Below are 19,027 nucleotides of genomic sequence, written 5' to 3' on the forward strand. Positions count from 1 at the left end.
CTTTTCCATCCGCGTTGCCCGCGCCGAGGCCACCTCGCGGAATGCCTGATGGTTGTTGGCACTCCGAGCGGAAGTGCCCGTTCCTTTCTCGTCATCTCGCCGAGCTGATACACGGGCGGGCATCATCGCAATGCTCTTCGGCCTTGTCCCTCGGCTGTGATCTCCACCCATTCCACGTAGAGAGCGTGCGCGACCTCAGCGAGATCGAGCCACCGCACAGACCTGCGTGCGGTACGCACGGCGGGATGTGCCGCCGTACGCCGCCCGGCGCGGGCGCAGGACCTGCGCGGCCTGCCCCCGACCTACCTCTCGACCATGGAGCTGGACCCGCTGCGGGACGAGGGCATCGCTTATGCGACGGCGTTGCTGCAGGCGGGCGTCAGCGTGGAGCTGCACTCGTTCCCCGGCACGTTCCAGCGGCTGCCGTACTCGCCCCATCCGTGCGTATGCGGTCCGCTGGCATCCCGCCTCCTTCCTCCGGCACGTGGCAGGCCTACTCGGCCAAGCGGACGTGTAGCACGGCCGTAACGGGTGGCGCCGAAGGACATTGACCGAGAAACATCTGGCCAGGGGAGTGTCGGGTCGGCGACCCGACAGCCAGTCTTCGGCGGGAAGCCAACGTGGTGAAGCAGGAAGAGTGGGCTGAACTTCCGGTACCCCTCTTGAACGGACACGTCCTTCGACGTGCCTTCAGGTGCATCGTTCATTACCTTCTTGGCTGTTCGGTCACCCGCGGCCGACGAACTTCCGCAAGAACCCACCGAGGCTTCCGTGCTGGGTGCTCGGGGCGCAGTCGCACCGTTGGGATTTCGATACTTCCGCAAGCACCTGTTCCACGTGCTGGCCGCACCTTGCGTATGTCGGTTTGCCGCACTTGCGGCACTCAACGCGACGACACATGTTCCCCCCTTTCTTTCTCTTCCTTGAGAGACTTGCCGATTCGGGCCTGGGCGGCTCTCATCCGAGAGCTGAGGGGTTAACGACGGCGGCCACAGCGACGAAGACCGCGACGGCCAGCACGACGAAGGCGAACCAGCGGCGCACGGTAGACGAGTTCGGCCGTGCCGACAGCCGTGCGGCCACGATGGAAACCACCAGGGACGTGCCTGCGAACAACAACAGGACCCGGTAATCGATGGTTGCGATCGAGCCGGCGTGCGCGGCGAGTCCAGCTCCCGAGTTGATTGAAACGACCACCAGCGAGGTCGCCACCGCTTGCTGCGCTCCCAAGCCCAGCAGCAGTGACAGCGCGGGGACGATGATGAAGCCGCCGCCGACGCCGAACAGTCCGGTGAGCACACCGACGGAGGCACCGGCGAGCACGGATTTGGGCAGGCAGGTGCGCCAGTTGATTCCGCCCTGCTGGGTGCGGCAAGCACCGGTGTGGTTCTCGCCTCCGCGCAGCATGCGCACCGCGACAATGACCATGAGCGCGGCGAAGGCCAGCAGCAGCCAGCGCTGGGGGAAGAGCTTGCCCAGGGCGGCGCCACCGAAGGCGGCCGGGATGCCGGCCGCGCCGAAGACCAGCGCGACCGGCCACCGCACCGCGCTGCGCCGCTCGCGGGGCAGCAGGGCCCCCGACGAGGACAGCGCGACCACGGCCAGCGAAGTGGGGATCGCCATCTGCAAGGGCTGTCCGACCCCGTAGACCAGCGCCGGTACGGCGAGGATCGAACCACCAGCACCGAGCAGTCCCAGTGCCAACCCGATCACTGCGCCGAACACCACTGCCAGCAACAACGAAACCACCTATCCGAGGTGGCGGACTCATCGCCCGCCGCCGCCGTCAACGCCGTGCACGTACTTGCCAGAGAGCAGCCCTCAGCCGCGCGGCCCGTTCCCGCCAGTGAGGGCCTCGAGCAGGGCGCGACCGTCCGTGCTGGGAGTGCGGTTGTGGGGCAGCAGTCCGAGCACGCGGGACATCGCGCAGGTGTTGCTCACCGCGGCGAAGGTCAGCCCTGCGCCGACGAAGCCGGCGCCCCACTTCAGCGGTTCGTAGACGGTGCTGGCCACGACGCCGGTGAGCACGAGCAGTCCGGCGACCAGACGCACCTGCCGCTCCATGGCCCACGTGCCGCGCCCCTGGTTGATCTCGCCTCCTTGCTGCTGCCAGCCGGTGATGCCGCCGCTCAGCACGCTGAGCCGGTCCAGACCGGCGTCGGCCAGCAGGGTGCGGGCCTGCTCGGCGCGACCACCGGAGGCGCACACCAGCACCACCGGGTCGCCGTGCGAAGCGGTGAGCTCGTCGCGGTGTTCCCGCAGCAGGTCGAGGGGCACGTTGTAGGAGCCCGGGATGTGCGACGAAGCGAACTCCCCGGGCGCGCGCACGTCGATCAGCCGAATCTGGGGGTCGGCCTCGCGTAAAGCGCGGACCTGAGCGGTGTCGACGGTCTTGGGCATGACCTGTGTCATTTCTCGGGATACCTCGGCGATCGTTTTTCGGGTTGTGAAATCAGCTTCCGTCGGTCATCGGCACACCTGCCGCGGCGGCGCCGTCGAACATGTCGTCGATGAGAACGACCGTGCGGCCGGCCGCTTCCAGCAGCGAGGCCGCCGCCGTGGCGCGGTAACCGCTGCCGCAGTGCACCCACACCGCACCCGCCGGAACCTCGCCGAGGCGGTCCTTGAGCTCGTAGAGCGGAACGTGCACCGCACCGGCGACGTGGGAGGCGGTGAACTCGTTGTTGGTACGCACGTCCACCACGACCTCCGGCGCCGGAAGCCCGTTGGAATTACCGGCCAGCGCCGCGGCCAGATCACCGAAGGTCGCGGTCGGAATGCTGCGCAGCTGGCCGGAGTCGACCGCCAGCTCCTTCGGGGAACCCACGGCCGCCGCGGCGAACTTGTCGATTCCGATGCGGGCCAACTCGCGCTGGGCCTCGCCGACCTGCGCACGCGATTCACCCAACAGCGTGATCGGAGCGCCCCAGTCGATCATCCACCCCAGCCAGGTCACCATCGGACCATCCAGCCCGAGACTGACCGTGCCAGCGAGGTGCGAGACCACGTAGGCCTTGCGGGAGCGCAGATCGACCACCCACTCCCCGTGCTCCAACCGGCGCCGCAACTCCGCCGGCTCGGCACGAACCGGTTCGCGCAGGTCCAGCGGCTCGGGACCCGCGGTGTTCTGCACACCCATGTGCGCGTAGTACGCCGGGTAGGCATCCAGCCCTGCGAGGGTCTGCTCGACGAAATCTCCCTCGGCCAGCGTCAGGGCAGGGTTGATCCGCTTTTGCTCGCCCAGCGTCGCGGAGTCGCCCGAGGCCTGCGTGGCCGAGCAGAAGCTCCCGAACCCGTGGGTCGGCCAAATCTGCGCACCATCCGGCAGGGTCGACACCAGCTTCTGCGCCGAGGCGTGCTGATGCCGGGCCAGATTCTCGCTGTGCTGCTCACCCAGCAGATCGGTGCGCCCGGTCGTCCCGAACAGCAGCGACCCGCCCGTGAACACCCCCGCCGGGCCATCCACGCCCTCCAGCACGTAGGACAAGTGGTGAAAGGTGTGCCCCGGGGTGGCCACCGCCCGCACCTGCATCCGCGGCGAGAGCTCGACCGCCTCGCCGTCGGCGAGCGGGCGCCGGTCGAACGGCACCTCGTCAGCAGCCGCCAACCCGTACTCCGCCCCGGTCAGGCGAGCCAATTCCAACCCGCCGGAGACGTAGTCGTTGTGCACGTGCGTGTCCAGCACCAAGGCGATCCGCACGCCCAACCTACCGGCGGTGGCGATCACCCGATCCACGTCCCGCTGCGGGTCGATTACCACGGCCACCTCGCCATCGGTGGCCAGATAGCTGCGGTCCCCCAGTGACGAGGTCTCGATCACCTCGACCGCCAGACCACCTGCCAGCCGGTCCTCCTGCTTCACCGCATCCATAGCCGTCACCGTTGCGCACCCCTTTCGACTTCGTGTCCTGCTTCGATCCAGCCCGATGTCCCACCGGACACCGAGACCGCTCGTCCACCGGCGGCGTTCATCGCCTCGGCCGCCTTCAGGCTGCGCCCTCCCGAATGACAGATGACGTAGCACTCCTCATCCGCGAACCGCCCCGGCGTGGCCAGCACGTCCGCCAAGGGCACGTTCACCGCGCCCGGCACGTGGCCCGAGACGTACTCCTCCGGCTCACGCACATCGACCAATCGGGTACCCCGCCGCCACGTCCCGGCGAAGACGTCCACGCTTACTTCGGGCGCCTGCTCAGACAACAGATCCTCCTTACCCCTGGGGGTATCAACAATCCACACGGGTGCACACCATCGAAAGAGCGGCACCGCAGAACATCCGCTCAAGCAAGCGCGAGGAACAAGCGCTCCAGCTCCTGCTCGGTCATCGGCGGTTCATCGCCGTCCTCGCGGGCCTGCTGGCAGTAACGCATCCCACTGGCCACGATCTTGAACCCAGCACGGTCCAAGGCACGCGAAACCGCAGCCAACTGGGTCAACACCTCAGCACAGTCCCGTCCTTCCTCCATGGCCTCGATGACACCACTCAACTGGCCCCTGGCCCGGCGCAACCGCGTCAAGGCGTCGCCCACCATTTCCGGCTTCATCTCCACGACGACCATCTCCCTTCTCTCTCCTCAACCTAACAAACCCCCGGGGGTATTCCAATCGGGTGGCACGCGCCTCATCAGAGCGAAGCGCTGCGAGACCGGCTGACCGACTTCCCGCTCCAGCCCGCAAGGTCGACGACGTCGCTTCTCCCGACCCGGCACAGGACGCTCGCCGCGACACCCGATCCGCACAGGCGTGTGCCTTGCAAGGGCGGCAGAATCAGCTCGACGGAGTCGAACGCGACCGACGCAGCCGCCGCGAGCGGTAGCAGGCTGGGATTGCCCACCCCGCTCGCGGCCGGCCGTTCAGTAAGCCGATGACGACTGCGATCACAAGCCAAGATCGCCCAGGTCCGCCACCGGACCCGAGGCCTGCTCGGCACCCAATGGGTCATCTACTCCAGCGACCGGCGCGGTCGCTCCAGTGTCCGGGGGAAGGAGCGCGCCGGGGGTACCTGCGTGCCGCTCGCGCTGGCTGACGGCGAGCGACCCGCTATCCCACGGGCCACGGCAGGCTCAACTGCCGTTGAGCACGTGCTGCTCCGATCAGCACGCCAGGCAAGCCGAGCAAACGCAGGCGCGGTGCCGCCTCCGCGAGGAGCTGAAGCCGAGCCCAGGACAGCACTGCGCAGAACGCGAAAGGACTCACCATTACGCTGCTGGGCTGTCAGGGGGCTCGGTGCACGCGTACGAGCGCGTCGATCGCGGTGCGCTCCCTCTCGGGGCTTTGCACCTGGCGCAGGACGCGTTCGTTCTTCTCCACGCCGAGGCCGGGAAGACCGCGGAGATCGGCTACCACGTCCGATGGCGTGTACAGCAACACTGGGTCCTGTGGGCCGCCGTACCCCTCGGCGAGGTTGGTGCTGTCGTGGGCCACTACCAGCAAGGTGCCGCCCGGTGCGAGCTCGTCCACGGCGAGTTGCAACGCCTTGCGGCGTTGATCGGCGCGAATCTCACCCGAACAGAGCAGCTGATCCGCAGCACCAACGCAGCATCCCACGACGACGAGCACCAAGAGCAGGACACGAACCGCGCATGCTGGGCGTTGCAGCCAAGATCTGGCCGGGTCGCGCAGATCAGCGGGGTACCGCGATCATGCGACGGGATCGCGCAGGATGGTGCGGAATCCGTCTTGTGGTGACGTGCGGTCGAAGGTGTCGAGGTGGATTTCGTGGTGAGGTCCGCGGCGGCGGAGTCCGTGCGCGTCGGCGTAGGCGCCGAGCCGTTTCATCGTTTCGTCTTCTCCGGCGAACGGTCCGTGGTGCATGATCTGGACGACTTTGCCCTCGGTGTAAGGGAACAGGACTAGTCCTGTGCTGGCGAGTTCCTCGGGGAGCTCGATGTCGTCGGGCATGCGGACGAGCATTCGCCAGCGCAGGTGCTCCAGTGGGATGGTCCAGTAGAAGTCGGCGATGCCGATGTCACCGTGTTCGGGGTCGAACCAGTAGAGGATTTCGATCGGGCCGGGGTGGCCGAGCTGCTGCACTGCCGCACTGAGTTTCTCTTTGCTGGCGTAGAACTCGTCGGTGCCGGGTGACCCGTGGCCGCTCACGGGCAGGAAGGTGGCGGCGTCGATGGTGGCGATATCCGGCTCGTCGGCCGCGGTCGGCTGGGTAATGAGGGGCACCTGACGGGGCAGGCGACGAGGTTGCCGCCGTCGACGATGAGATCGGTTCCGGTGATATAGGTGCTGTGGTCGGACGCGAGGTAGAGCGCGGCCGCGGCGACTTGCTCGACGGGGACCAGGTCACCGAGTGGCGTGGTGTGCGTCCAGGTGTCGCCTTTGGCGAACACTTCCCGGCGCGACTGCTCAATTCCGGGGGTCGCGGTCGGGCCGGGCAACAGCGCGTTGACTCGGATGCGGCGTGGCGCCAGCTCCGCCGCCCAGGAACGGACGAGGTTCCGTGAGGCTGCTTTCGTGGCCGCGTAGACGCTTTGCCCGGGGGACCCGTTGACGCCGGCGACCGAGGAAACGAGGATCACCGAGGCTCCGTCGGTCAAGAGCGGGAGTGCTTTTTGGACGGTGAAGAACTGGCCGCGGACGTTGGTGGTGAAGGTGGCGTCGAACTCCGCCTCCGTCACTTCTTCGAATGGTGTGTGGCGACCGCCGCCAGCGTTGGCCACGACGATGTCGAGCCGGGTGATCGCCGAGAAGAGCCGATCGAGGTCGGAGGTGTCACCCACGTCGCCGACGATGCCGTGCGCGCGTGGACCGAGGTCCGAGACCGCCGCGTGCAGCGTGTCCGATCGGCGGCCCGACACGTGAACGGTCGCACCTTTCTCGATGAGGCGGCGGGCGATCGCGAGGCCGATGCCGCTGGATCCTCCGGTCACCAGAGCCGTGCGGCCGTCGAGCTGTCCCATGAGCTCCCCATCTGTAACCAAGTACATTCTATTTTTAAATGTAGCAGAGATAGTTACATTTAGTCCAGGTCGACGACGGTCGTGCCGTCGATCGCGGTGACGAGCTCAGGCCCGTAGGCCGACGCGGGGCTTTGAAAACCGGGGCGGAACTGCCCGCTGAGCACGCGGCGGGCGATCTCGACGGAGCTGTGCTGGGTGAACGTGTAGCCGGTCGGAGTGGTGACCAGTGAACGCGCGACCCGGCCGTCGCCGCCGGTCACCTCCGCTAGTGCGAGGTAATGACCCCGGGCGCGCTCGGCTTCGCTGGGCCCGTCGGCTTCGGTGGCGGAAAACCCTTTGTCGGTGCCGAGGTAGACCTCCACGTCGCCGAGCCCGGTGGACTTCGGGGCGGTGATCAGGTCGCCCATCGAGACCGGCAGGCACTCCTCCGGGCCGTTGCCGAAGTCGAACGCCCGGGGTGCGGCCGTTTCGAGGCGGGCGAGACGGCCGCTCCGGCGGACGTAGGTGCCGAGATCCTCGATCCCGGCCGCGCTGGCGAGGGAGCCGCGGGAGAAGCCGCCGGTGACGCACAGGGCGATGGTGAGCGTTTCCGGCTCGGTGACGCGGCGGGTTGCGTGCAGGGCCAGGCAGTCACTGGGTACGACGTCCCAGCCGGTGCCGGACATCAGCATGATCCCCGCGTGCGTGGCTTGCTCGTCCAGTGACTGGGCGAGGGCGAAGGTGGCGAACTCCGCGGTGGTGTCGAGGTAGTGGACTCCGGCGTCGAGGCAGGCGTCCATGAGCGGACGGGCCGTGTGCCGGAACGGGCCGGCAACGTTGAGCAGGCAGTCGACGTCCGCCAGCGCGTCGCGGGCGTCGCCGGTGCCGAAAGTCCGGGCTTCGACGCCGAGTTCGTCCGCGAGGGCCGTGACGCGGCCGGGATCGCGGCCGGCCACGGTGACGTCGAGGCCTATAGCGGCGGCGTGCTGGGCGACGAGCCGTCCGGTGTAGCCGGTCGCGCCGTAGACGAGAAGACGTCCGTTCATCATCGCGTTCCCTTCATCGGAGTGATGCCGGCGAGATTAGGAAATGACCCGGACAGGTCGTGTCCGCAAGAAATTGCCCGATCGTGTGATCCGACGTACACCCCGAACATCACCCGGACCGGATCTGTCCGGATTGGTAGCTACGGTCGCGCTCGTCACGACGAACGACCACAGGAGCGTTTTCCATGGATCTCGCCGAAGCCGACGACCGGGCCCTGCAGGTGCGCGGGTTGTACGAGCAGCTCGAGAACCGCCTGTTGGGCCGCACTTGGACCCTGCCCGAGCTGGCGGTGGGGTTTACCAACGACGCCGCCTACATCGGCCGCCTGGTGCTCGCCGCCGAGCAGACCTGGGGCATCGATGGCGATGCCGACGCCGAGTTGCGGCACAAGCTGGCCGAGTGCCTGTGGTGGGTGTTCGTGCTCGGCGACCGCCTCGGCGTGGACGTCCCGGCAGCGTATGAGTCCACTATGGACAAGATCCGCACCGGACTCGAAAACTCGCTGCGCGAGACGTCTCGCTAGGAGCCTTACCTGAAGATCCGCAACAAAGGCAGTTACGTATTCGAGTGCGGAGCGGTTACAGTCGAAGGGTGAGCGCGAACTCCCGGATGACCATGGCCGTGCACATCCTGACGTGGATGGCGTTCGACCGGCGCGGCACCGACAAGGAGATCGCCACTTCGCAGCGAATCGCGACCAGCGTCAACACCAATCCCGTGGTGATCCGGCGCTGCCTGACCGAGCTGAAGGCCGCCGGACTGGTCGAAGCCCAGCGTGGCCGCAGCGGTGGCTGGATCCTGGCCCGGGACGCTACGGAGATCACACTGCTCGACGTGTACCGGGCGCTCGGCGAAGAGCCGATTTTCGGCATGTACACCACGCCGCCGGACGCCGAGTGCTACGTAGGTCACGGCATCGAAGCCACGCTCACCGGAATTTACGCCGAGGCCAACCAGGCGATGACCCGGGTGCTGGAGGCCAAGACCATCCGGGACGTGCTGCGCGAGTCCCTTGCCGACTTCCCGGAACTGTGGGAGTCGCAAGGGTTCGCGCCCGCACGCTTCTGACGCCGGTCAGGCCGGGTAGCCGTAGAAGCGCTTGATCTCGGCCAGGACCTGCTCACCGGCCTCGTGCTGCATCCAATGCCCGCTCGCCACGGGGGTGCCCGTCGCATCCGGTGCGCCACCGCGGATCGCCGCGAGGAAGGTGTCGAACAGTGGCGCTTGCGCGAGCAGGTGCACCGGGATGGTGAGCGGGGTCCGCATCTGCTCGCGGTTGTCGAGTTCGTCCTGGGGCCAAACCTGGTAGTACCGGGACCCGTGGTGGAGGACGCCGGGCCTGGAGTAGGCGCGGACGAACTCGTCCACGGCATGGGCCGGGATCGGCTCGGGCGTCGCCGGCGAGTTCGCCTGGTAGAAGTACTCCAGGTAGATGCGCTCGCGGCCGGCCACGAGCTGCTCGAACAACGGTTCCTGGCTGTGGAAGGAGAAGTGGAACGACAGCGGCCTGATCGTGTCGTAGGTGAGGCTGCCGCCCGCGACGGGGAAGTCCATCAGCAGCAGCCCACCGAACTGCTCCCGCCAGCCGGTGACGAGCGCGAACGCGATCCCGCCGCCGAAATCGTGTGCGACCAGCTGAACACCGCTGGTGTAGCCGAGCCGCTCGAGCAGCAGGTGGACGTAGCGGGCGAGGGAAGCCTTGTCGTGGCGGCAAATCTCGCCGGTGGAGTCTCCGAGTCCCGGCAGGTCGACGGCGATCACCGTGTGCCCGGGCAGCAGTTCGGTCATCAGCGGTCGCCAGCTGTACCAGGTTTCCGGGAAGCCGTGCAGCAGCACGATGGGCTGCGGGCCGGTTCCGCCGATGACGTAGTGCATCTGCACGCCGTCGATCGTGCTGAATCGGTGGGCGAAGTGCTCGGCGAATTCCGCGTCGTCACGGGTCGCGGCGTCGTAGTACCGGCTGAGCGGAGCCTCGGGCTGGGTCATGGCCGTCCTTTCGGTGCGTGCAGGCCGAGTTCGGTGGCGAGCTCGGTCATGACGTCGTCGGGTGGTACGGGGAGCACGATTCGGTGCGCACCCAGGTTCGCGTAGCGGTGCGCCTCCTCGAGGAAGTCCTCGTAGCCAGACGTGCCTGCTACGAGGCCCGGGAAGGGGATGGTGATCTCGATGTCGTGCGGGTCCCTGCCGACCCGCGCGCTTTCGGTGCGGAGGATGTTCAGCAAGGTTTCGAGCTGCTCGGGGTTCTGCACGGTCGGGAAGTAGCCATCGCCGAGCTGTGCGGCGCGGCGGGCGGATCGCGGCCCGCTGCCGCCGATCACGATGGGCACCGTTCGGTTGGCCGGATGCGGCAAGCTGATGGCCTCGGACAAGCGCGTGTGGGTCGTCTCGATCGTGGCGCGGGTCTGGGTCCACAGCGCCCGCATGGTGTTGACGTAGTCGTCGTGGCGGCGGCCACGGCCGTGGAAGGGCACACCGACGGCGTCGAACTCTTCCTCGAGCCAGCCGACGCCGGTGCCTGCGACGGCGCGGCCTTCACTGAGCACGTCCAGTGATGCCAGCTGTTTGGCCAGCACGGTGGGATTGCGCTGCGGGAGAACGAGGATGCCGGTCGCGAGCCGGATCCGGGACGTCACGGCGGCCGCGAACGTCAGCCACGCCAGGGGGTCGATCAGGTCGAATTCCTCGGCGCCGCCCAACATCTTCCCTGACTCGTCATACGGGTAGTGCGTCCGGTAGCCGGAGGGGATGACGACGTGGTCGATCGCCCACAGCGAGTCGAAGCCCGGTTCTTCGGCCCGCCGGGCGAGTCCGCGGGCGGCGGCCGGGGTTGCGCCGGTGCCCGCGTTCACGCCGTGCAGCCCGAACGACATGGTCGGAAACTTCTGCGTCATCGAGATCCTTTCACTCGCCGACCCTGATGAGGACTTTGCCGACCTGCCGACCGGAGCGGATGTAGCGGTGCGCGTCGGCCACCTGGTCCAAGCCGTCGAAGATCCGGTCGATGCGAGGCCGGAACGCGCCTTCGGCCAGCCCTCGGGCGAGGTGCCCCCGGATCCGCGACAAGGCGGCCGGATCGGTGCTGTAGGTGAATCCGTTGTGTCCCAGGATCTTCACCGGCCAGCGCGTAGGTAGCACCGCGGGCTCGGCGCCGTACCAGCCGTAGGTGACGACGGCGCCATCGTCGGCGGCTGCGGCGGCGGTGGCCGGGAACCGCGGGCCACCGACGGAGTCGAAGACGAGATCGACGCCACGGCCGCCGGTGATCCGCCGGACCTCGGCCTCCAGATCCTCTTCGGACGTCACCACGACGTGTGCCGCTCCAGCGGCGAGCAGCCGGTCGCGCTTGCCGACCGACCGGGTGGTCGCGATCGGCACCGCACCCGCGTGGTTGGCGACATCGAGCGCGGCCAACCCGACGCCGCCGGTGGCGGCGGTGACCACGCCAGGAGACCGCCGGTCTCGACCAGGCCGCCGAAAGCCGTGAAGTACGCCATCCACACCGCAGCAGTGGTCTCGGCACTGACCACGTCGAAAGCCGGGACGACCTCGGCGGCGGGCACGACGGCGACGTCGCCGTACACGCCGTGGCGGCTCTGCTGCGCGATCGGGCCCGCCACCACGCGATCCCCAGGAGCGAGCCCGGTGACCTCGCCACCCAGCGCCTCCACGACGCCTACCGCCTCGATGCCCAGCCGGGACCGCGGGAAGGTCGGCCGGTCCGGGTAGAGCTCGGCACGGAACAACGCGTCGGGCCGGTTGACGCCGAGGTACTCGATCCGGATCCGAACCTCGTCCGGGCCCGGGTCGGCGGTGTCGACCTCGGTGACGCGCAGGACCTCCGGACCACCCGGCTCGTCGAACGTGACGACATGCATCGAACCCCCTAAATATGAAACCAACTTGGTTACATTAAATGAATATATAACAGCTCTGGTTACAGTCAAGAGGGCGGTCAGCCCTCGCCGGGTTCGTTGGTCTCGGCTAGCGCGAGCGCATGCCGCCGGACCGCCGCGCGGACCTCCGCGGGCGAGAGCACCGTCAGCGGCACGCCGAGCTTGACCAACCGGGTGGCGAGCGACTCGACATCCGTGCCGCCGACCTCGACGACCGTGGCGCCCGGCCCGTCCGCTCGGTGGACCCCGGCCGTCGGAGGAATCGCACGCATCGCCTCGTCCAGGGCAACGTGCAGCCGCACCTTCGCGTAGAGCGGGTAGTCGCTGGTGAGGGTTTCGGCGACGAGCCGCGCGGCAGCCGGTGGGTCGTCGATGCGCACCACCCGGCCGGTCGGCTCCGCGTGGAGGACGCGGTCGGCCCGGAAGGTGCGCCACGCCCCGCGCTCGACATCGCGTGCGACGAGATACCAGCGGTTGCCGGTGAACACCAGCCGGTGCGGGTCGACCGCGCGTTCACTGTCGCTACCGCGCATGTCCCGATAGGACAGCCGCAGCCGTTCGCTGCGGCGGCAGGCCGCGGCCAAACCCGCGAGCAGGCCAGCGGACAACGGCTGGCCGCCAGCCCGGGCGGTGTGCTCGAACACGTCGTCCATGGCACCCAACTGCGACGCCACCCGGGCGGGCAGCAACTGCCGCAGCTTGAGAAACGCCGACAGCACGGCCTGGTCGTCCCCGAGCACCCCGGTTCGGGCCGCCTCGCGCAGCGCGACCGCGACGGCCAGCGACTCTTCGTCGTCGAGAACGAGCGGGATCTGCTTATTGCCCGGCCGCAGCCGGTACCCACCCCAGCGACCGGGATCGGACTCGACGTCGTAGCCGAGATCACGCAACCGCGAGACGTCCCGACGCACGGTGCGGTCAGTGACTTCCATCCGCCGGGCGAGTTCGCCCGCGGTCCAGCTCGGCCGCGACGAGAGCAACGACAGCAAGCGCAGCAGACGCGACGACGTACCGATCACACGGCTCGATGGTAATGCGCACAGCGGACATTCCCTCCTCGGCGGCGTCGTTCCCCAGGCGGAAGGCGCCCACGCGGCCGTTCGGCGCGAAAGTCAGGGCCCAGAGGTTGTCGAACCTGCCGAAGTCGGTGTAGGTACCGAGCCCGCGCACGGCGGCAGTATCGCCGGTGACCATCAAGACCGCCTATTCGAAGATCCAGCCGTTGCGCCGCCCACCGTCGCGGCTCCGCCAGCCCTGCACGATCTCGCCCCGGCCGATCCAGTCCGTCTCGTACAGCCACTCGTGATACTCGGCGTCCTCGTGAAGAGCGCCTCGATGTCTTTGCCCGCACTGGTGGTCAAGGCGTGTACGTACTTACGTAGCGGGCAGTAGAATGTCAGCCCCCTTGGTATCTCTCGGTTCTGCGGGATCGCCACTCCCACGCTTCGGCCGTCTTTGGAGAAACGAACGCACGCCGATGAAGTTGTTACACGCCGCTGACCTTCACAGCAGCAGGGCGTGAGGACGGCGGACACGCTGAACCAGCTCATCGTGCTCATGGCGGAGCTTTCGCTGGAAATCTCGACCGCGACATGTGTCGTCTCCGGATTGAGCAACGCACGTTCGCCGCGGCGCGCGCACTGTGCGGAAGCGCGCGAACCAGTTCGCGCCCTCCTTACCCACCACTCGTTCAAGACAGCTGCCAGCTCGCTTCAGTCCCTTGTCAAAGCCACTGATCTGAACGCCGCGCATTACCTACCAGGGCAAAATTAAGGGCTCGCTGAACGCTGTGCGATAGGAAGAAGCTACGAACATACATCTCGTTTACGCAGGTCACAGCACTACGTTGGGGCCAGCGCCAACGAGCCCTTGCTTGTTCTCGCACGTCAGCATCCTGCCGAGCTCGCCTACGAGCCCGACCTTGTAATTCTTGATAGGATGAAGCATCACCGCTGGTCACAGGCCTACGGTGGGCGCAGCTGGGTTCGAACCAGCGACCCCTTGCTTGTAAGGCAAGTGCTCTTCCGCTGAGCTATGCGCCCCGAGTGGTGGCCGTCCGAAGATCAACCGCACACCGGCCGGATCACTGTACCGGTCCGGCCACCACCGGTCCTCACGCGGCCAGTTCGGCCAGCGCCTTCTTCCACACGTTCTGGTCGCGGGCCTCGCCGGGCTGGTTGACCTCGGCGAACCGCACCTTGCCCGCGGTGTCGATGAGGAACGTGCCGCGCAGTGCCATGCCGGCCTGCTCGTGGAACACGCCGTAGGCCTTGGCGACCTCGCCGTGCGGCCAGAAGTCCGACAGCAGCGGGAATGCGTAGCCCTGCTGCTCCGCCCAGGCCTTCAGCGCGAACGGCGTGTCCACCGACACGCCGAGCACCTGGACCTGGTCGTTCTGGAAATCGGCCAGGTCGTCGCGGACCTGGCACAGCTCGCCTTGGCAGACCCCGCTGAACGCGAACGGGTAGAAGACGAGCAGCACGTTCTTGCTGCCCTTGAAGCTGGACAAGGAGACCTGCTCCTTGTTGAAGTCCGGCAGCGTGAAGTCCGGAGCGTCGGCGCCGACCTCGAGCGTCATGCGCGCACCCTTCTGTTCGGCCTGTGCACGTACGACGCCGAACCTACACCGATCACACGCACCCGGGCACCGGTGGCGGGTCGCCACCGGTGCCCGGGACGTGGGATCGGCGATCCGCTCGACTCGAGGCCGAGCTCGTCAGCGCTTGGACTTGGCCTTGCGGTAAGCGAGCCTGGTACCCATCCAGGCTTCCCCCAGACTCGCGTTCGAGGTCTGGGCAAGGTTGGACGTGGACGCTGCCTCGGCGATGTCACTGGGCTCCACGTAACCGTCACGACCGGTCTTCGGCGTCAACACCCAGATCACCCCCTCATCGGCAAGAGGCGTCATCACGTCGAGGAGCGTGTCCGTCAGATCACCGTCGTCGTCCCGCCACCACAGCAGTACGACGTCGACGACCTCGTCGGCATCCTCATCGAGCAGTTCGCTCCCGCAACGCTCCTCGATCGCGGCACGAACGGCGTCATCGACGTCCTCGTCCCAACCGATCTCCTGAACGACCATCTCCGGCTCGATGTCGAGCCTGTCGGCGACGTCGACTTCGCTCTTGCCGGCGTCTCCCGCGGCGACCACGGCGTTCTCACTCCTCCAATGCAGCGGTGCGGCGCGAACGCCACACCCAGGTTGGGCAGATCTGGCCGATAGCGAACACTGCGAACCGCTTCCGGCGCAACTGCTGGGCGCACGACACGCCGGTATCCGGCGTGGAACTCGACTGTAGGCGCCCACATCCAGGTCAGGCTAGAACGGTACCGGCAAGTAATCACCGCGGTGTACGCAGCGGCCACGAAGATGGGGGACGATGGCACGTGTCGGGCGTCACCCATGCCCGCGACAAGCACCGCAAGCAGTCGAGGAGTTCCTTTGCCCGCGCAGAACAACGACGTCGGCGGCGCCCCGCAACGGGTGCGGGTCATCCGAGACGGTCTCGCCTCGCATCTCCCGGACATCGATCCAGAGGAGACCGAAGAGTGGTTGCAGTCGTTCGACACGATGCTCGGTGAATCGGGCCAGCAGCGCGCCCGCTACCTGATGCTCCGGCTGCTCCAGCGCGCCAGGGAGGGCGGCGTCGGTGTGCCGTCGCTGACCAGCACGGACTACGTGAACACCATCGCCACCGAGCAGGAACCGTGGTTCCCCGGCGACGAGGAGACCGAACGCCGCTACCGCGCATGGATGCGGTGGAATGCCGCGATGATGGTGCATCGTGCACAGCGGCCCGGGATCGGCGTCGGCGGGCACATCTCGTCCTTCGCCTCCTCGGCCAGCCTCTACGAAGTCGGGTTCAACTGGTTCTTCCGCGGCAAGGACCACCCCGGCGGCGGGGACCACCTCTACATCCAGGGCCACGCCTCCCCCGGCATCTACGCCCGCGCCTTCCTCGAAGGCAGGCTGACCACCGATCAGCTGGACGGATTCCGCCAGGAGCACTCGCACGCGGGCCCCGGCGGCGGACTGCCGTCCTACCCGCACCCGCGGCTGATGCCGGACTTCTGGGAGTTCCCGACGGTGTCGATGGGGCTCGGCCCGATGAACGCGATCTTCCAGGCGCGGTTCGACCGCTACTTGCACGATCGCGGCATCAAGGACACCAGCCAGCAGCGGGTATGGGCGTTCCTCGGCGACGGGGAGATGAACGAGCCCGAATCGCGCGGCCTGTTGCACGTTGCGGCGAACGAAGGGCTGGACAACCTGACCTTCGTGGTCAACTGCAACTTGCAGCAGCTCGACGGGCCGGTCCGCGGCAATGGCAAGATCGTGCAGGAGCTGGAGTCGTTCTTCCGGGGCGCGGGCTGGAACGTCATCAAGGTCATCTGGGGCCGCGAGTGGGACTCGCTGCTGCACGCAGACCGGGACGGCGCGCTGGTCAACCTCATGAACACCACGCCCGACGGCGACTACCAGACCTACAAGGCCAACGACGGCGCCTTCGTCCGCGAGCACTTCTTCGGCCGCGACCCGCGCACCAAGGACATGGTCAAGGACCTCACCGACGAGCAGGTGTGGGCGCTGCGCCGCGGCGGCCACGACTACCGGAAGGTCTACGCGGCGTACAAGGCCGCGACCGAGCACCACGGGCAGCCGACGGTCATCCTCGCCAAGACGATCAAGGGCTACGGCCTCGGGCCGCACTTCGAGGGCCGCAACGCCACGCACCAGATGAAGAAGATGACCCTGGACGACCTGAAGTTGTTCCGGGACAGCCTGCGGATCCCGATCAGCGACGAGCAGCTCGAAGCAGACCCGTACCTGCCGCCGTACTACCACCCCGGAGAGAACGCCCCCGAGATCCAGTACCTGCGGGAACACCGCCATCGGCTCGGCGGCTACCTGCCGGAGCGGCGGGTGAAGGCGAAACCGCTGGTGCTGCCGGGCGACAAGGTCTACGACGTGATCCGGCGCGGCTCCGGCAAGCAGGAGGTCGCCACCACGATGGCGTTCGTCCGGCTGCTCAAGGACCTCGCCAAGGACCCCGAGGTGGGGCCGCGCATCGTGCCGATCATCCCGGACGAAGCGCGCACCTTCGGGATGGACTCGATGTTCCCGTCGCAGAAGATCTACAACCCGATGGGGCAGTCGTACACGCCGGTCGACTACCGGCTGATGCTCGCGTACCGGGAGAGCGAACAGGGCCAGATCCTGCACGAGGGCATCAACGAAGCCGGGTCGAGCGCGTCGTTCACGGCCGCGGGCACGTCCTACGCGACGCACGGCGAACCGATGATCCCGATCTACATCTTCTACTCGATGTTCGGGTTCCAGCGCACCGGCGACAGCCTGTGGGCCGCCGGGGACCAGATGGCGCGCGGATTCCTGCTCGGCGCCACCGCCGGGCGCACCACGCTGACCGGCGAAGGACTGCAGCACGCCGACGGGCACTCGCTGCTGCTGGCGGCGACGAACCCCGCGGTCGTGGCCTACGACCCGGCGTGGGCGTTCGAGATCGCGCACATCGTCAAGGACGGCCTGCGGCGGATGTACGGCGAGGACGCCGAGAACGTCTACTACTACTTGACGATCTACAACGAGCCGTACCAGCAACCCGCCGAGCCGGACGGGATGGACGTGGACGGTCTGCTGCGCGGGCTCTACCTGTTCCGCCGCGGTTCGGCCGGGTCCGTTCCCGCGCAGATCCTCACCTCGGGCGTCGCGATGCCCGAGGCCTTGCGGGCGCAGCAGATCCTCGCCGACGAGTGGGACGTGCGCGCCGACGTGTGGTCGGCGACGTCCTGGACGGAGCTGCGGCGCGAGGCCGAAGCGGTGGACCGCCACAACCTGCTCCACCCGGACGAGCAACCGCGGGTGCCGTACGTGACCCGCGCGCTGGCGGAGGCCGAAGGACCGGTCGTCGCGGTCAGCGACTGGATGCGCGCGGTGCCGGACCTGATCCGCTCCTGGGTGCCGGGGGACATGGTGAGTCTGGGCGCGGACGGCTTCGGGTTCTCCGACACCCGTCCGGCGGCGCGCCGGGTGTTCCTCGTGGACGCGGAGTCCACGGTGGTCGCCACGCTCTCGGCGCTGGCCCGGCGCGGCGTGATCGACGGGTCGCACGTCACCGAGGCGACCCGGCGGTACCGCTTGGACGACGTGCGGGCCGCGGGCCCGCAGACCTCGGATCCGGGCGACGCCTGAGCACTCCCGCTCCGGGTGGCCGAACCGCCACCCGGAGCGGTGCGGGTCAGGCCCGAGCCGGGGCGAGCGTCTGCGTTCGGGCGGTGCGGTTCCAGCTCCACCAGCCGTGGATCACGAGCGCGGCGAACACCACGTAGATCGCGGCGCTGAAGTAGAGCCCGGACGCCAGTTGCAGCGGCACGCCGACGGCGTCCACCGCCAGCCACACCAACCAGAACTCGACGAGCCCGCGACCCTGCGCCCAGAACGCGACGGCCGTGCCGACGAAGATCCAGGCGTCCGGCCACGGCGCCCAGGACGCGTCCATCGCGGTGAGCAGCGACGCGAAACCCGTCGTGGCCAGGGCCAGCACTCCCAGCAGCACCAGACGTTCCCGCGCGGTGCCCTTGCGCACCGCGACGCCGTAGACCGGGTCGCTGCGGTGGCTCCAGGCCCACCAGCCGTAGACGGAGATCAGCAGGATCACGATCTGCCGCACCGCGAGGCCGCCGAGTTCCGCGGAGGCGTAGACGGCGAACAGCAGCACCGTCGCGGTCACCTGCACCGGCCAGGTGGCCAGGGTGCGCCGCTGCGCCAGGAAGACGACCGCCAGCGCGCACAGCTGCCCGACCAGTTCCGCCCAGGAGATCTGCTGGCCCAGCACGGTGATTCCGTTGCCGAGCACCCATTCCGCGACAGCGCGCACAACCCCACTCCTCCCAGCCGGTCCTGGCACCGGGGCTGAGCGGGAACGCGGCGGCCACCGGTGCCACGCATGGCGACCGGTCGCGGTCGAGTGCCCGTGCGCCGCCTCCCATCCGGACTGTCACCGTCGGTTCCGGAGTTCCACCGGATCGGCCGGAGCTCCTGGCCGGGTTCGGCCGGGAGTCACCGGTTCGCGGACTGTCACCGCCGGTTCGGAATCTCACCGAGCCCCGGAGCGCACGACGTTTCGTACTGCTGTCAACATCGTCGGTCGCCGAGCTTGTTCCGCGGGCCCGTCGTGG

23 protein-coding genes, 1 tRNA gene and 1 riboswitch are annotated in these 19,027 nt (G+C 68.0%); of the genes, 4 read left to right on the top strand and 20 right to left on the bottom strand.

All coding sequences use genetic code 11. From position 1 onward, the window contains the following. Positions 1 to 315 precede the first annotated feature (315 nt). Positions 316 to 528 carry an alpha/beta hydrolase fold domain-containing protein gene (locus OOZ19_RS30160; RefSeq protein ID WP_416309436.1) on the top strand — a complete coding sequence of 71 codons (213 nt, stop codon included), beginning with the start codon at positions 316 to 318 and terminating at the stop codon, positions 526 to 528. A 198-nt stretch (positions 529 to 726) separates the two neighbouring features. Here OOZ19_RS30160 and OOZ19_RS30260 read toward each other — a convergent pair whose 3' ends face one another. The 10 genes from OOZ19_RS30260 to OOZ19_RS14925 form a co-directional block, all read right to left on the bottom strand. After that, positions 727 to 900: a DUF8730 family Cys-rich protein gene (locus OOZ19_RS30260; protein WP_507028812.1), complete on the bottom strand. Its 174-nt coding sequence runs from the start codon at positions 898 to 900 to the stop codon at positions 727 to 729. Between the two features lie 57 nt (positions 901 to 957). Next, positions 958 to 1,740 (bottom strand): sulfite exporter TauE/SafE family protein, encoded by a 783-nt coding sequence (locus tag OOZ19_RS14885; protein ID WP_266090700.1) that lies wholly within the window; start codon positions 1,738 to 1,740, stop codon positions 958 to 960. An 81-nt stretch (positions 1,741 to 1,821) separates the two neighbouring features. Beyond that, positions 1,822 to 2,412, bottom strand: coding sequence for a rhodanese-like domain-containing protein (locus OOZ19_RS14890; RefSeq protein WP_266090701.1), 591 nt, complete (start codon positions 2,410 to 2,412; stop codon positions 1,822 to 1,824). Positions 2,413 to 2,452: 40 nt separating this feature from the next. After that, positions 2,453 to 3,871: an MBL fold metallo-hydrolase gene (locus OOZ19_RS14895; protein ID WP_266090861.1), complete on the bottom strand. Its 1,419-nt coding sequence runs from the start codon at positions 3,869 to 3,871 to the stop codon at positions 2,453 to 2,455. A 5-nt stretch (positions 3,872 to 3,876) separates the two neighbouring features. After that, a complete protein-coding gene (locus tag OOZ19_RS14900; protein WP_266090702.1) occupies positions 3,877 to 4,200 on the bottom strand; it encodes a rhodanese-like domain-containing protein in 324 nt (107 codons plus the stop codon). A gap of 80 nt (positions 4,201 to 4,280) precedes the next feature. Next, positions 4,281 to 4,550, bottom strand: a complete 270-nt coding sequence (locus OOZ19_RS14905) for a metal-sensitive transcriptional regulator (RefSeq protein WP_266090862.1) — start codon at positions 4,548 to 4,550, stop codon at positions 4,281 to 4,283. A gap of 664 nt (positions 4,551 to 5,214) precedes the next feature. Beyond that, complete coding sequence (locus OOZ19_RS14910; protein ID WP_266090703.1) at positions 5,215 to 5,559, bottom strand: hypothetical protein; 345 nt, start codon at positions 5,557 to 5,559, stop codon at positions 5,215 to 5,217. An 81-nt stretch (positions 5,560 to 5,640) separates the two neighbouring features. Then, complete coding sequence (locus OOZ19_RS14915) at positions 5,641 to 6,174, bottom strand: GyrI-like domain-containing protein (protein WP_266090704.1); 534 nt, start codon at positions 6,172 to 6,174, stop codon at positions 5,641 to 5,643. After that, a complete protein-coding gene (locus OOZ19_RS14920) occupies positions 6,096 to 6,911 on the bottom strand; it encodes an SDR family NAD(P)-dependent oxidoreductase (protein ID WP_266090705.1) in 816 nt (271 codons plus the stop codon). The genes OOZ19_RS14915 and OOZ19_RS14920 overlap by 79 nt, the downstream gene beginning before the upstream one ends. 59 nt (positions 6,912 to 6,970) lie before the next feature. Then, positions 6,971 to 7,939: a saccharopine dehydrogenase family protein gene (locus tag OOZ19_RS14925; RefSeq protein ID WP_266090706.1), complete on the bottom strand. Its 969-nt coding sequence runs from the start codon at positions 7,937 to 7,939 to the stop codon at positions 6,971 to 6,973. A gap of 182 nt (positions 7,940 to 8,121) precedes the next feature. On the opposite strand from OOZ19_RS14925, the gene OOZ19_RS14930 reads away from it, so the two are divergent. Together OOZ19_RS14930 and OOZ19_RS14935 are read left to right on the top strand one after the other, a co-directional pair. Then, positions 8,122 to 8,460, top strand: a complete 339-nt coding sequence (locus OOZ19_RS14930; RefSeq protein WP_266090707.1) for a nucleoside triphosphate pyrophosphohydrolase family protein — start codon at positions 8,122 to 8,124, stop codon at positions 8,458 to 8,460. Between the two features lie 86 nt (positions 8,461 to 8,546). After that, positions 8,547 to 9,005, top strand: a complete 459-nt coding sequence (locus tag OOZ19_RS14935) for an Rrf2 family transcriptional regulator (protein WP_266090708.1) — start codon at positions 8,547 to 8,549, stop codon at positions 9,003 to 9,005. Between the two features lie 6 nt (positions 9,006 to 9,011). Here the strand turns inward: OOZ19_RS14935 and OOZ19_RS14940 are convergent, their stop codons facing one another. The 9 genes from OOZ19_RS14940 to OOZ19_RS14980 form a co-directional block, all read right to left on the bottom strand. Then, positions 9,012 to 9,923, bottom strand: a complete 912-nt coding sequence (locus tag OOZ19_RS14940; protein ID WP_266090709.1) for an alpha/beta fold hydrolase — start codon at positions 9,921 to 9,923, stop codon at positions 9,012 to 9,014. Beyond that, complete coding sequence (locus OOZ19_RS14945) at positions 9,920 to 10,807, bottom strand: LLM class F420-dependent oxidoreductase (RefSeq protein WP_266090710.1); 888 nt, start codon at positions 10,805 to 10,807, stop codon at positions 9,920 to 9,922. The genes OOZ19_RS14940 and OOZ19_RS14945 overlap by 4 nt, the downstream gene beginning before the upstream one ends. 31 nt (positions 10,808 to 10,838) lie before the next feature. Then, complete coding sequence (locus OOZ19_RS14950) at positions 10,839 to 11,312, bottom strand: zinc-binding dehydrogenase (protein WP_266090711.1); 474 nt, start codon at positions 11,310 to 11,312, stop codon at positions 10,839 to 10,841. Beyond that, on the bottom strand, positions 11,237 to 11,812 hold the full coding sequence (locus tag OOZ19_RS14955) for an alcohol dehydrogenase catalytic domain-containing protein (protein WP_266090712.1): 576 nt from the start codon (positions 11,810 to 11,812) through the stop codon (positions 11,237 to 11,239). Before OOZ19_RS14955 ends, OOZ19_RS14950 begins: the two co-directional genes overlap by 76 nt. A 77-nt stretch (positions 11,813 to 11,889) precedes the next feature. Continuing rightward, positions 11,890 to 12,849 (bottom strand): helix-turn-helix transcriptional regulator, encoded by a 960-nt coding sequence (locus tag OOZ19_RS14960; protein WP_266090713.1) that lies wholly within the window; start codon positions 12,847 to 12,849, stop codon positions 11,890 to 11,892. Further along, a complete protein-coding gene (locus OOZ19_RS14965) occupies positions 12,749 to 13,024 on the bottom strand; it encodes a hypothetical protein (RefSeq protein ID WP_266090875.1) in 276 nt (91 codons plus the stop codon). Before OOZ19_RS14965 ends, OOZ19_RS14960 begins: the two co-directional genes overlap by 101 nt. 776 nt (positions 13,025 to 13,800) lie before the next feature. Then, positions 13,801 to 13,872: transfer RNA gene (locus tag OOZ19_RS14970), tRNA-Val, on the bottom strand. A gap of 71 nt (positions 13,873 to 13,943) precedes the next feature. Further along, positions 13,944 to 14,408, bottom strand: a complete 465-nt coding sequence (locus tag OOZ19_RS14975) for a peroxiredoxin (protein WP_266090714.1) — start codon at positions 14,406 to 14,408, stop codon at positions 13,944 to 13,946. 138 nt (positions 14,409 to 14,546) lie between these two features. Beyond that, positions 14,547 to 14,981 carry a DUF3052 domain-containing protein gene (locus tag OOZ19_RS14980; RefSeq protein ID WP_184477758.1) on the bottom strand — a complete coding sequence of 145 codons (435 nt, stop codon included), beginning with the start codon at positions 14,979 to 14,981 and terminating at the stop codon, positions 14,547 to 14,549. Positions 14,982 to 15,272: 291 nt separating this feature from the next. Between OOZ19_RS14980 and aceE the strand changes: the two genes are divergently transcribed. Continuing rightward, a complete protein-coding gene (gene aceE / locus OOZ19_RS14985) occupies positions 15,273 to 18,041 on the top strand; it encodes a pyruvate dehydrogenase (acetyl-transferring), homodimeric type (protein ID WP_266090715.1) in 2,769 nt (922 codons plus the stop codon). Between the two features lie 46 nt (positions 18,042 to 18,087). On the opposite strand, the gene OOZ19_RS14990 is transcribed toward aceE, so the two are convergent. Next, a complete protein-coding gene (locus tag OOZ19_RS14990) occupies positions 18,088 to 18,726 on the bottom strand; it encodes a nicotinamide mononucleotide transporter family protein (protein ID WP_266090716.1) in 639 nt (212 codons plus the stop codon). 96 nt (positions 18,727 to 18,822) lie between these two features. Next, positions 18,823 to 18,966, bottom strand: a riboswitch (FMN riboswitch). Positions 18,967 to 19,027 lie beyond the last annotated feature (61 nt).

The organism is Saccharopolyspora sp. NFXS83 (assembly GCF_026241095.1).
GTDB lineage: Bacteria > Actinomycetota > Actinomycetes > Mycobacteriales > Pseudonocardiaceae > Saccharopolyspora_C.

Bases quoted from the DNA above. Each gene is read 5' to 3' on its own strand.
- OOZ19_RS14890 (WP_266090701.1), bottom strand. From the start codon at position 2,412: ATGACACAGGTCATGCCCAAGACCGTCGACACCGCTCAGGTCCGCGCT.
- OOZ19_RS14965 (WP_266090875.1), bottom strand. From the start codon at position 13,024: ATGGTCACCGGCGATACTGCCGCCGTGCGCGGGCTCGGTACCTACACC.
- OOZ19_RS30160 (WP_416309436.1), top strand. From the start codon at position 316: ATGGAGCTGGACCCGCTGCGGGACGAGGGCATCGCTTATGCGACGGCG.
- OOZ19_RS14975 (WP_266090714.1), bottom strand. From the start codon at position 14,408: ATGACGCTCGAGGTCGGCGCCGACGCTCCGGACTTCACGCTGCCGGAC.
- OOZ19_RS14895 (WP_266090861.1), bottom strand. From the start codon at position 3,871: ATGGATGCGGTGAAGCAGGAGGACCGGCTGGCAGGTGGTCTGGCGGTC.
- OOZ19_RS14940 (WP_266090709.1), bottom strand. From the start codon at position 9,923: ATGACCCAGCCCGAGGCTCCGCTCAGCCGGTACTACGACGCCGCGACC.
- OOZ19_RS14925 (WP_266090706.1), bottom strand. From the start codon at position 7,939: ATGATGAACGGACGTCTTCTCGTCTACGGCGCGACCGGCTACACCGGA.
- OOZ19_RS14920 (WP_266090705.1), bottom strand. From the start codon at position 6,911: ATGGGACAGCTCGACGGCCGCACGGCTCTGGTGACCGGAGGATCCAGC.
- OOZ19_RS30260 (WP_507028812.1), bottom strand. From the start codon at position 900: ATGTGTCGTCGCGTTGAGTGCCGCAAGTGCGGCAAACCGACATACGCA.
- OOZ19_RS14935 (WP_266090708.1), top strand. From the start codon at position 8,547: ATGACCATGGCCGTGCACATCCTGACGTGGATGGCGTTCGACCGGCGC.
- OOZ19_RS14930 (WP_266090707.1), top strand. From the start codon at position 8,122: ATGGATCTCGCCGAAGCCGACGACCGGGCCCTGCAGGTGCGCGGGTTG.
- OOZ19_RS14945 (WP_266090710.1), bottom strand. From the start codon at position 10,807: ATGTCGTTCGGGCTGCACGGCGTGAACGCGGGCACCGGCGCAACCCCG.
- OOZ19_RS14955 (WP_266090712.1), bottom strand. From the start codon at position 11,812: ATGCATGTCGTCACGTTCGACGAGCCGGGTGGTCCGGAGGTCCTGCGC.